At 45.6% G+C, this 13,989-nt stretch carries 15 protein-coding genes; 5 read left to right on the top strand and 10 right to left on the bottom strand.

All coding sequences use genetic code 11. The features are described from left to right. Positions 1 to 198: 198 nt before the first annotated feature. The 3 genes from CO692_RS06595 to CO692_RS06605 form a co-directional block, all read right to left on the bottom strand. Positions 199 to 1,023, bottom strand: a complete 825-nt coding sequence (locus CO692_RS06595; RefSeq protein ID WP_096741870.1) for a glycosyltransferase family 8 protein — start codon at positions 1,021 to 1,023, stop codon at positions 199 to 201. A gap of 224 nt (positions 1,024 to 1,247) precedes the next feature. After that, positions 1,248 to 1,769 (bottom strand): NADPH-dependent FMN reductase, encoded by a 522-nt coding sequence (locus CO692_RS06600; RefSeq protein WP_096741871.1) that lies wholly within the window; start codon positions 1,767 to 1,769, stop codon positions 1,248 to 1,250. A 36-nt stretch (positions 1,770 to 1,805) separates the two neighbouring features. Next, positions 1,806 to 2,411 carry an NADPH-dependent FMN reductase gene (locus CO692_RS06605; RefSeq protein ID WP_086291562.1) on the bottom strand — a complete coding sequence of 202 codons (606 nt, stop codon included), beginning with the start codon at positions 2,409 to 2,411 and terminating at the stop codon, positions 1,806 to 1,808. Between the two features lie 201 nt (positions 2,412 to 2,612). Here CO692_RS06605 and CO692_RS06610 point away from each other — a divergent pair, with 201 nt between their 5' ends. Together CO692_RS06610 and CO692_RS06615 are read left to right on the top strand one after the other, a co-directional pair. Continuing rightward, positions 2,613 to 3,425, top strand: a complete 813-nt coding sequence (locus CO692_RS06610) for a MarR family transcriptional regulator (RefSeq protein ID WP_096741872.1) — start codon at positions 2,613 to 2,615, stop codon at positions 3,423 to 3,425. A 59-nt stretch (positions 3,426 to 3,484) separates the two neighbouring features. Then, positions 3,485 to 5,236, top strand: coding sequence for an ABC transporter ATP-binding protein (locus tag CO692_RS06615; RefSeq protein WP_096741873.1), 1,752 nt, complete (start codon positions 3,485 to 3,487; stop codon positions 5,234 to 5,236). A gap of 54 nt (positions 5,237 to 5,290) precedes the next feature. Here the strand turns inward: CO692_RS06615 and CO692_RS06620 are convergent, their stop codons facing one another. After that, positions 5,291 to 5,656 carry a hypothetical protein gene (locus tag CO692_RS06620; RefSeq protein ID WP_081119241.1) on the bottom strand — a complete coding sequence of 122 codons (366 nt, stop codon included), beginning with the start codon at positions 5,654 to 5,656 and terminating at the stop codon, positions 5,291 to 5,293. A 163-nt stretch (positions 5,657 to 5,819) separates the two neighbouring features. On the opposite strand from CO692_RS06620, the gene CO692_RS06625 reads away from it, so the two are divergent. Together CO692_RS06625 and CO692_RS06630 are read left to right on the top strand one after the other, a co-directional pair. Beyond that, on the top strand, positions 5,820 to 6,152 hold the full coding sequence (locus CO692_RS06625; protein ID WP_005230670.1) for a helix-turn-helix domain-containing protein: 333 nt from the start codon (positions 5,820 to 5,822) through the stop codon (positions 6,150 to 6,152). A gap of 5 nt (positions 6,153 to 6,157) precedes the next feature. Continuing rightward, complete coding sequence (locus tag CO692_RS06630; protein WP_034858679.1) at positions 6,158 to 6,634, top strand: ImmA/IrrE family metallo-endopeptidase; 477 nt, start codon at positions 6,158 to 6,160, stop codon at positions 6,632 to 6,634. Positions 6,635 to 6,703: 69 nt separating this feature from the next. Here CO692_RS06630 and CO692_RS06635 read toward each other — a convergent pair whose 3' ends face one another. The 5 genes from CO692_RS06635 to CO692_RS06655 form a co-directional block, all read right to left on the bottom strand. After that, on the bottom strand, positions 6,704 to 7,516 hold the full coding sequence (locus tag CO692_RS06635; protein WP_096741874.1) for a metallophosphoesterase family protein: 813 nt from the start codon (positions 7,514 to 7,516) through the stop codon (positions 6,704 to 6,706). A 4-nt stretch (positions 7,517 to 7,520) separates the two neighbouring features. Further along, positions 7,521 to 8,303 carry a phosphonate ABC transporter, permease protein PhnE gene (gene phnE, locus CO692_RS06640; protein WP_077452412.1) on the bottom strand — a complete coding sequence of 261 codons (783 nt, stop codon included), beginning with the start codon at positions 8,301 to 8,303 and terminating at the stop codon, positions 7,521 to 7,523. After that, positions 8,300 to 9,079 carry a phosphonate ABC transporter, permease protein PhnE gene (phnE, locus tag CO692_RS06645; protein WP_010748971.1) on the bottom strand — a complete coding sequence of 260 codons (780 nt, stop codon included), beginning with the start codon at positions 9,077 to 9,079 and terminating at the stop codon, positions 8,300 to 8,302. The genes phnE (CO692_RS06640) and phnE (CO692_RS06645) overlap by 4 nt, the downstream gene beginning before the upstream one ends. Continuing rightward, positions 9,051 to 9,842: a phosphonate ABC transporter ATP-binding protein gene (gene phnC, locus CO692_RS06650; protein WP_005230661.1), complete on the bottom strand. Its 792-nt coding sequence runs from the start codon at positions 9,840 to 9,842 to the stop codon at positions 9,051 to 9,053. Before phnC ends, phnE (CO692_RS06645) begins: the two co-directional genes overlap by 29 nt. Before the next feature lie 160 nt (positions 9,843 to 10,002). After that, positions 10,003 to 10,935 carry a phosphate/phosphite/phosphonate ABC transporter substrate-binding protein gene (locus CO692_RS06655; RefSeq protein WP_016620312.1) on the bottom strand — a complete coding sequence of 311 codons (933 nt, stop codon included), beginning with the start codon at positions 10,933 to 10,935 and terminating at the stop codon, positions 10,003 to 10,005. 196 nt (positions 10,936 to 11,131) lie between these two features. Between CO692_RS06655 and CO692_RS06660 the strand changes: the two genes are divergently transcribed. After that, a complete protein-coding gene (locus CO692_RS06660) occupies positions 11,132 to 11,803 on the top strand; it encodes a cyclic nucleotide-binding domain-containing protein (RefSeq protein ID WP_005233292.1) in 672 nt (223 codons plus the stop codon). 187 nt (positions 11,804 to 11,990) lie between these two features. Here the strand turns inward: CO692_RS06660 and CO692_RS06665 are convergent, their stop codons facing one another. Beyond that, entirely contained in the window at positions 11,991 to 13,862 is a 1,872-nt protein-coding gene (locus tag CO692_RS06665) for a beta-glucoside-specific PTS transporter subunit IIABC (protein WP_096741875.1), read from the bottom strand. Between the last annotated feature and the right edge of the window lie 127 nt (positions 13,863 to 13,989).

A 13,989-nucleotide genomic window follows, 5' to 3' on the forward strand; every position in this document is an offset into this window, starting at 1 on the left:
AGCATGGCAATGGGTTGATAATGCCATCATAATAGATAGCGCTTTCTTTTTGAACACAAGGTGTTTCCTTATCGATGCGGAAGCAAATTAGATGCTACTAGTTTCATTCTATAAGAACCCCATTCAAAAAATGACCGAAAAAAATAGCTTTACTTGTCTTTTCTCCAAGTAAAGCTTTCTTCCTCACACTTTATTTGATTACTGCTCTTCAAACTTCCGCCGTTCATTTTCTACATATTTGTATAACGAACCGTAGCGGCTGCGATAGCCTTTCTTCCACGGCTTCTCTTTGCCGCAAAAATGCAGCAGAACGGTATGTTCGATGACCCAATCCAAACTCCATTCCCCTAGGCTGATCGTCTCATACGTACGGTTTTTCCGTACATCATAGTTATAGAGCTGATCAGGAATCGCCAGCACCCGATCGCCATATAACCCATTCAAAATATCTTGATCCGGCAAAAAGAGGTTCAAATGATTTTTCTCAATGAAGGCTGCGATCTCTGTTTCTTTGACCTCTTGCCGTAGCTGATGCACGTTCATCAGCAAAACGCCTGAATTATAGTAGCCTTCCGACTCATAATTGCGCAAACGGACTTTATTGATGACTGTTGTCACTTCTGTCAGTTTAGAATGGCTGGCGGCGGCATACAGAAAATCCCCTAACGTCAGCTCATACAAGGGGCGCAAATCATTGATGCACAAAATATCCGCATCTAGATACAGGATCTTTTCCACCTGCTGCGGCAAGTAATTTTGTGCCAACAATCGATAGTAGATCGACTCTGGGTAGCGGTCACTAACTGGTGCCGTTTTAAAGATCGAACCAGAACCGATGATGACGGGATGATAGGTCATCGCCAATTTTTGACAAAAGGCCTCTAGCTCTGCACCTTGTCTCAATTCTTTTTCTTGTAAGACATAGACATCAAAAGATGCTGCTGTCGTATGACGTTTGATTGAATATAACGTTGTTTTTAATTGTTCACTGAATCGATCATCAATCGCAAAAAGTAGATTCATGCTCTTGTTCACTCCTCTGTTACTGGTTGCGTGCTCGTTTTTGGAAAAATCGAACGCAGTTGCCCGCATCTTCTGCTCTTCTAGTATACCCGATTTTTAGTCATTCTTTCAGTGAAATAGCCTTTCCAGTGAAAACCGTCCCTTGGAAACGCAAAAAAATGCTGTTCCATCCAATGAATGAAACAGCAAATGATCGATGATAAATGGTGACATCCTAAAACAGATCAGCGAATCATGGCAAAAGCCGTTGACCACAACAACAATTCATCTAGCATGTCATTGACACCTGCAGCCATGTGCGCACCTGGTTTGAAGGTACTGAAATTTTCAAAATCAGTGAAGAGATTGAAGGCTGGGTTGGTCCGCACGGTGGCAACTTTTTGTTCAGCTAAAACGTTGCGCAATTGTTCAGCGGCCCGAATCCCACCGCCAGAACCATAACTGACGATCCCAGCTGCTTTATCAAACCATTCTTCCCGAGCAGAATCTACGGCGTTTTTCAAAGAAGCTGCAAAACCGTGGTTGTATTCTTGCACGATGAAGATATAGCCATCTAACTCAGCGATTTTTTTGTTCCATGCCATATTTGGCTCAGCCGTTCCCATAAACGGTAAATCAAATGCCTTTACATCAACGATCTCAAACTGATGCTCTGACCGTTGAGTAGCAATTTCTTGAATATATGCTCCGACTTGCGGACTTACGCGTCCTTCTCTTGTACTGCCTAAAATAATACCAAATTTCATGATAGGTTCCTCCTAAGATTGTTTTCGTTTGTTTTTTTAACGATTGGCAAATGTGTCTGCCCAGTCCAATAATTCCGTCAACATGTCGTTCATTCCTGCAGTCATATGCTCGCCAGGGGTAAAGGTGGCAAAGTTTTCAAAATCAGTAAATAAGTTGAAAGCAGGATTGGTGCGCACCGTGGCTACTTTTTGTTCCGCCAAAATCAATCGAACTTGCTCAGCGGCCCGAATCCCTCCTGCTGAACCATAGCTGACGATTGCTGCTGCTTTGTTGAACCATTCCTCGCGGGCGCTGTCCAACGCATTTTTCAAGGAAGCCGAGACCCCATGATTGTATTCTTGCACGATGAAGATGTAGCCATCTAATTCAGCGATTTTTTCGTTCCACGCTTGGTTCGCTTCGCCTGTACCCATAAAGGGTAAGTCGTAGTCTTTGATATCAATGATTTCAAACGAGCGGTCGTTATGTGCTCGTGCTGTTTGTAACACGTAATTGGCTACTTGCGGACTCACGCGGCCTTCTCTCGTACTGCCAACGATGATTCCGATTTTTTGCGCTTTTTTCTTTTCTGGGGTGCGATACACCTCTTTAATCACTTCTTTTTCAATTATTTGTTCTTTTTTCCCAAATCCAAAGACCATTCTTTTGTACTCCTTATATTGTGTTTTCTTAAACGATGGACTCAGCATACCAAACTTACTTTTAGTAAGTCAATCCTTTTGCTTACTTTTTGTTAGAAAAAAAAACAAACTATTTTCTCTTGACATTCGTTCGGCACCGAACTATAATCAATCCATCGATATCGTTAGGTACCGAACAATAATCCAAAAGGAGTGTTCTCAATGAGTACAATGACCGATCACTTAATGAAACAGCTTCGTTTTATCAGCGAAGCCAGCAATGCCTTTATGAGCCAAAACAACCAACGCCTTTCTGGACAGCAACGCGTCCTTGCCGTTTTAAACTTAGAAGATGGCTTGGTGCAAAATTACCTCGCAGAAGTTTTAGATTTACGGCCAAGTTCCTTGGCAGAACTATTGAAGAAAATGGAAAACAGTGGGGATATCCAGCGCAAAGAAGATGCAGCCGACAAACGGATCAAACGAATCTATCTGACAGAGACTGGACGAAAAAAAGCAGAAAAATTACTGGCACAAAAAGAAGCCGCCAACAGTCAAACATTTTTTGCTGGGTTAACAGAGGAAGAACAAACCGAATTTGCCCGTCTGCTTGAAAACATTGCTGCTGGATGGGAGGCTGACTTTCAGCAACAGACGCAACGCTTTGTTGATCCCATGGATCGTCTGCAAGCCATGCAGGAGATCCGGGAACAAATGATGAAGCAATGGGGTGGAAATTGGCAGGAAATGACGAATGAGGATCGTCGAAAGATGAGCCAACAAATGAAAGCTGCTTGGCAAGACATGGGCGTTGACGAGCGGCGCCAAATGAAAAAACAGATCAAGGAAGCCATGCGGCAAATGCCATTTCCTGGACATCGCGGCATGCCATTTGGTCGCCATCGCCAAGACGAGGGATGGCAAGCATGGGCACCAAAAGATTTCTTTGACCCTTTCAGCAGACAAGACCACAAACCAAACCCTACTTCAACTTCTAAAGACGAAACAGTCGAGGATGATTGGCAGGATTTCTAATAGCACTTAATTAAAAAGAAAAAGCGGTAAGCCCTCTTGCTTGCTATGGAGGAAAACGAATGGAAACAACGACACCAACAGTGAACAAAAACAAATTTAAAATGAAAGACTTTATCCACCTGATCATCAGTGTCAATCCCAAGAAAGGCTTGTTTCTTTTAGGGATGCTCTTCAGCCTGATCACAAGTGCCGCCAGTTTGGTCGTGCCGCAGCTGACGAAAACGCTAGTCGATGCCAGTGGCACCCCCACGTTCAGCACCTCCATGCTGGTCGTTTTGATCCTAGCCTTTGTGCTGCAATTAGGCGTAGGCACTTTAGGCGGCTTTCTCTTGCGCTATGTGGGAGAAAGTGCCGTGAAAACATTGCGGGAACGTCTTTGGAAACATCTGCTACATTTGCCAGTCAGCTATTTTGATGACCACAAGTCGGGGGAAAGCAGTTCGCGACTCGTCAACGATACTTCCGTGATCAAAGAACTAGTCACCTCGCAATTTCCCAGCTTTGTCACTGGCTTGATCCAATTGGTTGGTTCGATGATCATCTTGTTTTTGATGGATTGGCAGATGGCGGCGATCATGTTCAGTGCGGTGCCTTTGATCACCTTGATCATGTGGCCGATCGGCAAGATCATGTCGAAACTAGGACGCCAGCTGCAAGCAGCGACTGCCGATTTCAATGCGGATGCTAGCGAAAAACTCTCAGAGATCCGTTTGATCAAAGCCAGCAACGGAGAAGCCAGTGAACAGGAAAACGGTCGGCGCAACATTGGGGCAATTTTTACCCTCGGGGTCAAGGATGCGAAAGTTAGTGCGATTTTGCAGCCAATTATGACGACGGCCATGCTGGGCTTACTCGTAGGAATCCTCGGTTATGGCGCGATCCGCGTCCAAGCCGGCACCTTGACGAGCGGTGCATTGATCGCTTTTCTACTGTATCTCTTTAATATTATTGCGCCGGTGACGACGTTTGCGATGTTCTTTTCGCAAGTTCAAAAAGCGATGGGTGCTACGGAACGGATCCAAGAAATTTTGGATACGCCGCTGGAGCCGATCCAGGCAGCACCTAAAGCCGCCATCGATGGCGCTGTCTTACGGGCAGAACAGATCGATTTCAGTTACGATCCCAAACGGCCGATTTTGCAAAACATTTCTTTTGAAGCCAAGCCCAACACCGTGATTGCTTTTGCAGGACCAAGCGGCGGCGGAAAATCAACGATCTTCGCTTTACTGGAACGCTTTTATGAACCCACCAGCGGGCGCTTGCTGATTGGAGATCAGCCGATAGCTGACATTGATCTGCAAAACTGGCGGGCACAGATCGGCTATGTTTCCCAAGACAGTGCGGTCTTTGCTGGTACGATTCGGGAAAACTTGCAATACGGATTAGGCCGAACGCTGTCAGAGGAGGAATTGTGGCAAGGACTGGCATTGGCTTATGCCGATCAGTTCGTCCAAGAGTTCCCCGAAAAACTAGAAACACAAATCGGCGAACGCGGCGTCAAACTATCTGGCGGGCAAAAACAACGGATCGCTATCGCTCGAGCATTCTTACGGGATCCCAAGCTGCTGATGCTGGATGAAGCGACCGCCAGCCTAGATTCTCAGTCGGAAGAAAAGGTCCAGCGGGCGTTGGATCATTTGATGGAAGGGCGCACGACATTAGTGATCGCTCATCGCTTATCGACCATCGTGGATGCCGATCAAATTTACTTTATAGAAAAAGGTACCATTACCGGTCAAGGTACCCATGCAGAATTGATCAGCAATCACCCGCTTTATGCTGCCTACGTGAATGAACAAATGATCAATTAAAGAATAAAAACTAGAAAAAAAACTGCTTATTGACGGATAAGCAGTTTTTTTCTATTAGCCAACGGCTGAATGTTGCTTCTCTTCACGCGCCACAGGCACTTGATTTACTCGCTGCAATTCTTTCAGCACCTGATTTTCTGCCCGCAAAAAATCCCGTTCGCTTTGGGCAGTAGCAAGCTTTCCTTGATAGACCAAGACTTCTTCTTGGTAGGTTTTGGCGGTCTTTTGGACTTCTTCTTCTAACTGGTCGATTTTATGGGTCAATTCTTGATTGATCTGTTCATATTTTAGGTAAAGCTTTTGGGCATTTTCGATATTCGTTTGTTCCAAATTCGCTTTGCTGGATACTCGGGTAGCCAAATAAGTAAGTACACCAGTAATGAGTGACGGCAAGACAACTGTTACGATCGATGTATCCATGATCCTCCCCCATTCTTTTTGATACGATTCATATCATCTGTTTCCAGTATAAAAGATACGATTCGTATCGTCAACTGATGTGATATTTTTTATATCAAATAATACAAAAATAGATACAAATTATATCCAACGTGCTATACTACAAAAAAGGAGGCGATCACTCATGCTTGGCGAACGGCTAAGAACACTCAGACTACGAACCAATCAAACCCAACAGCAGATCGCAGATCAGCTAGGTATCACCCGCGCAGCGTATTCGCATTTCGAAAATGATCGTAACGAACCCGATGGCGAGACCATCGTCAAACTCGCAGAGATTTTTCAAGTATCCACCGATTTTTTATTAGGCAGACAAGTCCCGGCAGGCTTTACTCCGCCCTCTGCAAAAGTTCAAACCGTTGCGGCCCATATTGATGATGACGTCACCGATGAGCAGATGGAAGATATCCTCAGCTATATTGAATTTATAAAACAGCGGCACGCCCAAAAGGAATGATGGAAATGGATAAAGTAGAAGAACTGATGGCCGCCTACCCAGACTTGCACTTTATTTTCGATAAAAATATGCCTGATGGTCAGCAAGGATTGTACATCGATCACCATATTTACTTGAACCCTGACCAATCACAAGAAGACCTCTTGAGCACCATCGGTGAAGAAATCGGTCATTATCTGACCAGTGCTGGCGACATTACCGCCCAAGACACCAACGAAAAGCGCAAACAAGAACGCAAAGCCCGCGACATTGGTTCTGCGATCGTGGTCACGCCCTATGATATCATCGCTTGTTTTGAAGAAGGCTGCAAAACATTGGCGGCATGCGCTGATTTTTTAGGGGTTCCCCCACAAACCTTCAAAGATGCGGTCACGTATTATGCTCGCCGCTTTGACGGTATCAAAACCGAAGAAAACTATACCTTGTTTTTCCATATCGACGGCACGATTGAAGTTGTCAAAACCTTTGGCAATCAAGGTTAAGCCTTTTTTACACAAAAACAGACGTTCCTTTTCTGCTGCTAAAGGCAGAGTTGACGGAACGTCTGTTTTTTATCCTTGCATGTTGACCCGCATCAATACACGGTTCGGTCGATAGTTTTCTGAGGATTGATGAACCAGCGCACCTTCCTTGAAACGATACAAATTGTATCCATAGCGTTCTTCAAAACGGACCATCCCCTCGCCTTCATCTTCCCCGACAAACGACATACTTGCCACAGTATAGTAAGGGATCCCTGCGATCGTTCCCGTAAACGCATGATGGGTATGTCCACTGAGAATACAAGAGATTTGATACTGCTGCAATAATGCTACCAAACGATCGGCACCGGCCCACGCCGGCGTGCTTGCTTGATAAGGCAACAAATGATGGTGCGTCACAAAGGCGATCTTTTTCTCTTTGAGCTGAGCCAGCGTGGCTTGCAGCCATTCAAACTGTCGCTCATCTACGATACCGTCGGCATAGCCATAACAGGAGTTATCGAAAGTCACGATCGCCAATGTCTCCGTTTCATAGACTTGATTAAAAGGCGTATCACTGGCGGTTTCTACTGACTTGCCTTGCCAGCCTTGGCGAAAATGCCGTTTGATATCGTGATTACCTAGCGTTACCACGAACGGCACTGAGCCAAAGGCTTTTTCTAAATATCTCTTCAAAGAGGCATAATCGGCAGGCGCGCCATCTTCGGTCAAATCGCCACTGATCACCACCAAATCGATCGCCCCTCGCGCCTTGGCATCCTGGATACACTCTTCCAGAGGAATCAAGGGATTTTGCATGGCTGCCAGCATTCCTTGATACCCTTCTTCACAAGGCAGGTAACTTTCTCGAAAATGGATATCTGATATATGCAATACATTCATAGGTTTATCTCAATTTCTTTCTGATGATTCCAGTCAACTGGTCTAATAAGAAGACGGTCACAACGACGCCCAACAAAATAATACTTACCTTGCTCCAGGTTCTGGTTTGAATAGCAAAAATCAATGGTGCACCGATCCCGCCAGCACCGACTAATCCTAATGTTGCCGCACTGCGGACCGCAATTTCAAAATGATTCAATGCAAAGGAACTATAGATGGGTGCTAAGTAAGGGACCCGCACGAAAAACATCGTCTGCCAAAAGTTGGCACCAACTGCTTGCATCTCTTCCGTCAAGCGCTCATCCATGGCTTCCATTTCTTCGGTAAACAACTTGCCCAGCATACCGATCTGGTGGACACCGATCGCCATAACCCCAGCGAAAGGTCCCGGACCTACCACACGGACAAAAATAATCGCATAAACTAGCTCTGGAAATGCCCGCAAGATATTGCAGATCATTTTGCCGACCTTCGCGACCCACGGCGCAGAAGCCCATAGGTTGGCGGCACTCAGCAAAGTCACCGGTATCGCACAGACTGTTGCGATCATCGTTCCTAGACAAGCGATGCCGATCGTCAGTAACAATAAGCTCCACAGATCCTCCCCGCTACCGTCGTAAAAGAAAGACCAGTCTGGCTGACTCAACCCTTGCAGGACATCTCTTCCCATCGCTAAGGAAAAAGTACTCAATCCGGAATAATCCAGCGTCGCTGCGGATAATACCAGTAAGATAGCAAAGAGTCCCCATAATAGCCAAGTCGTTTTCTTCACTTCTCTGATCATCATAGGAATGACCTCCTTACCCGCTCACTGAGAAAATCAACGATCGCTACCGTCAGCAAAATCGTCAAGATAATGATTGAGACCCGTTCATAATTCAATAATGCCAATGAGGCGTTCAGGATGACCCCGATCCCGCCGGCACCAACATATCCTAACACCGTCGAAGCTCGAACATTGACTTCAAAGGCATAAAAAGTATAGCTGGCAAACTGGCTGATGACTTGAGGTATGATCGCCCAAACAGTCACTTGAAATTTATTTGCCCCTACCGCCGCTGCTGCTTCGATTGGCGCAAAATCAATGGTTTCGATCGCTTGGAACATCAGCTGTGAAACCATACCAAAGGTAAAGACCGCGATGGTCAAAACACCAGTGGCTTCACCGATCCCAAAAATCGCTACGAACAATGCCGCCAACAATAGGTTGGGAATCGTCCGCACCAGCCCTAAGAGAAAACGCATCGGCACAGAGACCCAACGGCTTTCTGTCACGACTGTCGTCGCCAACAGACTCACCGGTATTGCTGCGACTACTCCTAAAACGGTGCCTAAAAAGGACATCTGCAATGTCTTGATCAAGGGCATCATCAGTTGCGGTAAATAACTAAAATCCGGATGCAAAAACCGAGCCATGAAAGCCGTCATCTGGCTGCGATTCGACCACACTTGGGCAAAATCAGCCCCCGTGATCCAGGCACTGCTTTGAAAAAAGAGCAGCAATAAAAGAACCAGCAGCAGGTGCTTGTACCAATTAAAATGAACTGTTTCTTTCAGTTTCATCGATTTCTCCTGCCTTTTCTTCAAAAATTGCTTTGCCATAGATTTGTTCTAAACGCTGATCTGTCAAAGCGGCTGCGTTGCCGTCAAAAACGATCGCACCTGCTTTTAAGGCAATGATCCTTGTCGCATACTGACGAGCCAAGGGAATCGAATGCAGATTGATGACAATCGTTTTGCCCATTTCTTGATTGATCTTCTTCAGATCCTCCATCACTTTCTCTGTCGTGATGGGATCTAGTGATGCCACGGGTTCATCTGCTAAAATCACCGGCGCTTGTTGGACCAAGGCACGGGCGATGGATACTCGTTGCTGTTGACCACCACTCAACTGGTCGCTTCTCGTTTGCAGTTTGTCTGACAAGCCGACAGTCGCTAGCGCTTCTTTCGTTCTTTCGTAGTCTTCTTTCGTAAACAACCCTAAAATACTTTTCCAGGTCCCGTAATACCCCAAACGCCCAGACAAAACATTTTTTTGAACGGTACTGCGTTTGACCAAATTGAAGCTTTGGGAGATCAATCCGATTTGTCGACGAATCAAGCGCAATTCTTTTTTATTGGCTTTCGTGACTGATTTGCCGTCTACCCGAATATCTCCTTCAGTGATTGGCACTAAGCGATTGATCGAGCGCAAAAAGGTACTCTTACCAGCACCACTCAAACCAATGATTGCCACAAATTCTCCTTGTTCAATCGTTACATCTATGTTCTGTAATCCTTTGACCCCATTTGGGTAGACTTTGGATACATTCTCAAAAGTTATCATCTGTTTTCTCCATTATGTAGGGACCGCGGCAAAGTTTCCCCAATCGGTCACGGTCTATTTCACTAAAAAATGCACTGGTACTGCGTATTCCACCTATTCCCCTAGTAAATCGCTGCACATCTCCGTGTCCCGTTATCCTTCTACCGCAATCCCTGATTTTTTACTCTGCTGCTCGTTGTGTATAATCGCGAATGGTATCGTAAGCAGAATCTGCTGCTTCTTCATACCCTTGGTGTCCCCACAAGCTCATTGCTTCGGCACCCTCTTCATCATCTGCCATGTTCAAGAACACTTCTTTAATCTGCTCTTTTAGTTCAGCATCCATCGTCGGTTGAACGGCAATGGCGTCATTCGGGATGTCCCCTTCGGTTAAGTAAAGAACTTTTAGATCTTCGAATAAATCGTTATCTGGGAAGCTTGACGCAAAGACATTCCGTGCCCCTTGAAACACAAAGGCGGCATCCATCTGACCATTCAAGACTGCAGTGATCTCACTTGGAATATCGTTCACCGTCGTTAATGTAGCATCCGTCGTTGGATCAACTCCTGCATCTTTCAACTCGGCAACTGGGTAAATATAGCCGCTGGCAGAGTTCGGACTCAATGTAGCGATTTTTTTCCCTTTTAAGTCCGTCAATTCTGTCATATCGCTATCCGCACGAACCAAGATCTCCCCTTTGAAGGTATTGGTTTTTTCCCCTTCTAATGGCAAGCCGGTCTCTGGATCATAGGCACCTAATTGAGAAGTCAAAATCGCTTCGGCTGCATCCATGTCTTTGGCCTGAACATAAGCGGCTGGCGGCATGATTCCTAAATCAACTTGTCCAGAAGCCATGGCTTCAACGATCGTCGAATAATCCGTTGCTAACGTTACTTCTACTTCACGGTCTAATTTTTTTGATAAATACTCAGCAAACGGTTTTGCTTTGGCTTGCATCGAGCCGTCATTATTGGTCGGTACGAATTGTACCACCAGCTTTTCTTTTTCGGCTGCGGCACTGCTGTCGCTGCTGCTGCTCCCATTCCCACAGCCGGTCAATGCGGCAACTAACGCAATTCCTAACATTCCTTTAACAATTCGTTTCAATGGCATTTTTTCTCCTCCTAATGGTTTGAAGCTTTCTTACATTCAAATCATACCAAGTATCCCTTCAAAATGAAGTGACACATGTCCTATTTTACCTTATTTTTACATACAATTTACATTAGATTTTATTTATCGTTCGTGTTGAGTCAAAAGGGGAACTAAGCTATACTTAAAGAAAACCATTCAGGAGTGGCTGATTTCCATGAAAAAAATCGATGATACCGCACGCCTCAGTAATTACATTGACACATACGATCTGCAATCTTATATGGACAATGATTTGTTAGCGATGGCCACTTTGCATTCCTTTGAAAAAGAAGAGCACCTGATTCGAACGGGTACGCCTTCTGAATACTTGTATTTTCTCGTAGAAGGAACCGTGATGGTCTATTCCTTCTCTTCGGATACCCAAACGATTTGTATTGATTACGCCAAGCCGGCTGCACCTTTAGGGGAAGCTTCCTCTTTATGGGAACTCTTGCCAAAAAGCAGTGTCAAAGCCGCTTCTGCTTGCGTCTGCGTCTGCATCCCTTTGAATCGCTACCGCAGCACCTTGCAACAAGACGTCCGCTTTTTGCAAACCATCTGTCAGTTGCTCAGTTCCCGCTTGAATTCGGGGATCAACTTAGCGAATTCATTGACGGAACCTGTAGAGACACGGTTGGCCAAATTTATTCTTGCCCATCAAGAAAATCAACACTTCTCCTTTCAGTTGACCACCTGTGCCGCAATCTTGAATGTCAGCTATCGCCACCTGCTGCGAACCTTTACCAGCTTTCGAGAAGACAAGCTGATCGAAAAACAAAAACAGGGCTATGCAATTCTCGATTTCCCCGCTTTAGAGTCGCTTGCCGAAAATTTAAGCCATGTGTAAGGAGCAGCCCATAAGAATGTTCGGATTTTCCCTGAGTAGGCGTTCCTGATGTTGGTCTTGCCCTTAACTAGCGCTGTGACAAGCGTTTGCTACCATGTCAGGCAAGCGAGAAGGGCAACTGCGCCTTATTTTCTTACAAAAAAGCCGATCCTTGCTGATATTCAGTCGAGGATCGGGTTTCTTTTGCTTATTTTACGATGGCTAAGAAGTCTTCTCCTTGCAAGACATCGGTTTGATTCATATCCATCACATCTAAATATTGCGGGGTATTCGTCACAACGATTGGTGTGATCGTGGATAAGCCGGCTGCTTTGATCGTATCTAGATCAAACTTCACCAACAAATCACCGCGTTTGACTTGATCGTCTTGTTTAATAAAGACCTCAAAGCCTTTGCCATCTAGTTCCACGGTATCCATACCAATATGCATCAAGACTTCTGCTCCATCCGTGGTGGTCAAACCAACAGCATGGCCGGTAGGAAAGAGCGTCGTGATGGTGCCATCTGCCGGCGCATACAAAGCCCCGATGGTCGGTTCGATGGCGATGCCTTTTCCTAATGCACCAGAAGAAAAGACTTGGTCTTTGACTTCTGCTAAGGGAACCACTTTGCCTTCTAACGGACTGCTGAGGATCACACGTTCTTTAGACGAACTATCTGTGGGTGTAACTGGCTCTTTTGCCGGTGCTGCACTGGCATCGGTTGCTGGCTGATCTTCAAAACGTAAGAAGAAGGTCAAGACAAACGCTGCCCCAAAAGCGATAGCCGTGCCGATGGAAGCTGCGATCAGACCACTTAGATCTTTCGTATCTTGTGGGATAAAGGACGGCAGACTTAGTAAGCTAACTAACCCAAAGGTATAGTTTTCGACTTGGCTGAAGCCGATGAAGGCACCACCGAGGGCACCACTGATACACGCGGCGATAAATGGTTTTTTCAAAGGCAAGGTCACCCCATACACCGTCGGTTCTGTGATCCCAAAAATTGAGGTGATCGTTGAAGAAAGGGCCAACCCTTTCAATTTCACATTTTTTGTCATAAAGAACACTGCTAGCGCTGCACCACCTTGAGAAAGGACAGCTGGCAACAGCATCGGCACCATCGTATCGACACCAGTTTGGCTGAGATTCAACATCATGATCGGTACAAAGCCCCAGTGCATGCCAAACATCACAAAGACTTGCCATAAACCACCCATGACAGCGCCAGCGATCAGTGGGCTAAAGTGGTAAATACTGTCGTAAGCACTACCTAACAAGTTTCCTAAAATCGTTCCTAGTGGACCGACGACAATAAAGGTCAATGGCGCCATGATCAAGAAGACCGCTAAAGGTACACAGATGATCTGTAAGAAGCTAGGAATGACTTTTTTAAAGAAACACTCCACATAGCTTTGTAAAAAGACCGCTAAAATAATCGGAATGACGGAAGACGTATAAGCACTCGCACCAATAATGACCGGTAAGCCTAAGAAACTCAACGTTTGTCCAGCCAAAGCGGTAATATTTGGATGAACCAATGCCATCGCTAAGGAAACCGCTAGAAATTCATTGGTACGAAACTTCTTCGCTGCAGTAAAAGCCAACATCACTGGTAAATAAGTAAACAACCCGTCAGCAATCGCATACAATACAGTGTAAACCCCAGAATCAGCTGCCAGCCAATTCAAGGTGACTGCCAGCGTCAAAAATCCTTTTAAGACACCGGCACCTGTCATTGCGCCTAAAAACGGCGTGAAGATCGACGAAATAATATCCACCAGTTGATTCAACAGGTTGCCTTTGTCGCCTTTGCTGTCTGCTTCGCCATCGAAGTTCGCTACTCCATTCAATTCGCGATAAACATCGCTGACATGACTGCCGATCACCACTTGGTATTGTCCGCCACTTTGAACGACTTGGATCACGTCGTCGTCTTGATTCAAGCGTGCCGTATCCGCTTTGTTCTCATCTTTTAATTTGAAACGCAAGCGGGTCGCACAATGCACCACGCTGTTGACATTTTCTTTGCCGCCCACCGCATCGAGGACGCGAACGGCAATTTCTTTATTTGAACTCATTTTTTCAACACTCCTTTTTTAATAAAAAAACCCAGATTGAAAAAACGACCGTCCAACGAGTCTTTTCCTCGCTGACTGTTGTCTTTTCAATCTGGGTATTGCCTGCCTGACAGTAACAATCCGTTAA

This window comes from Enterococcus sp. FDAARGOS_375 (genome assembly GCF_002393265.1).
In the GTDB taxonomy this organism is placed as follows: domain Bacteria; phylum Bacillota; class Bacilli; order Lactobacillales; family Enterococcaceae; genus Enterococcus_D; species Enterococcus_D innesii.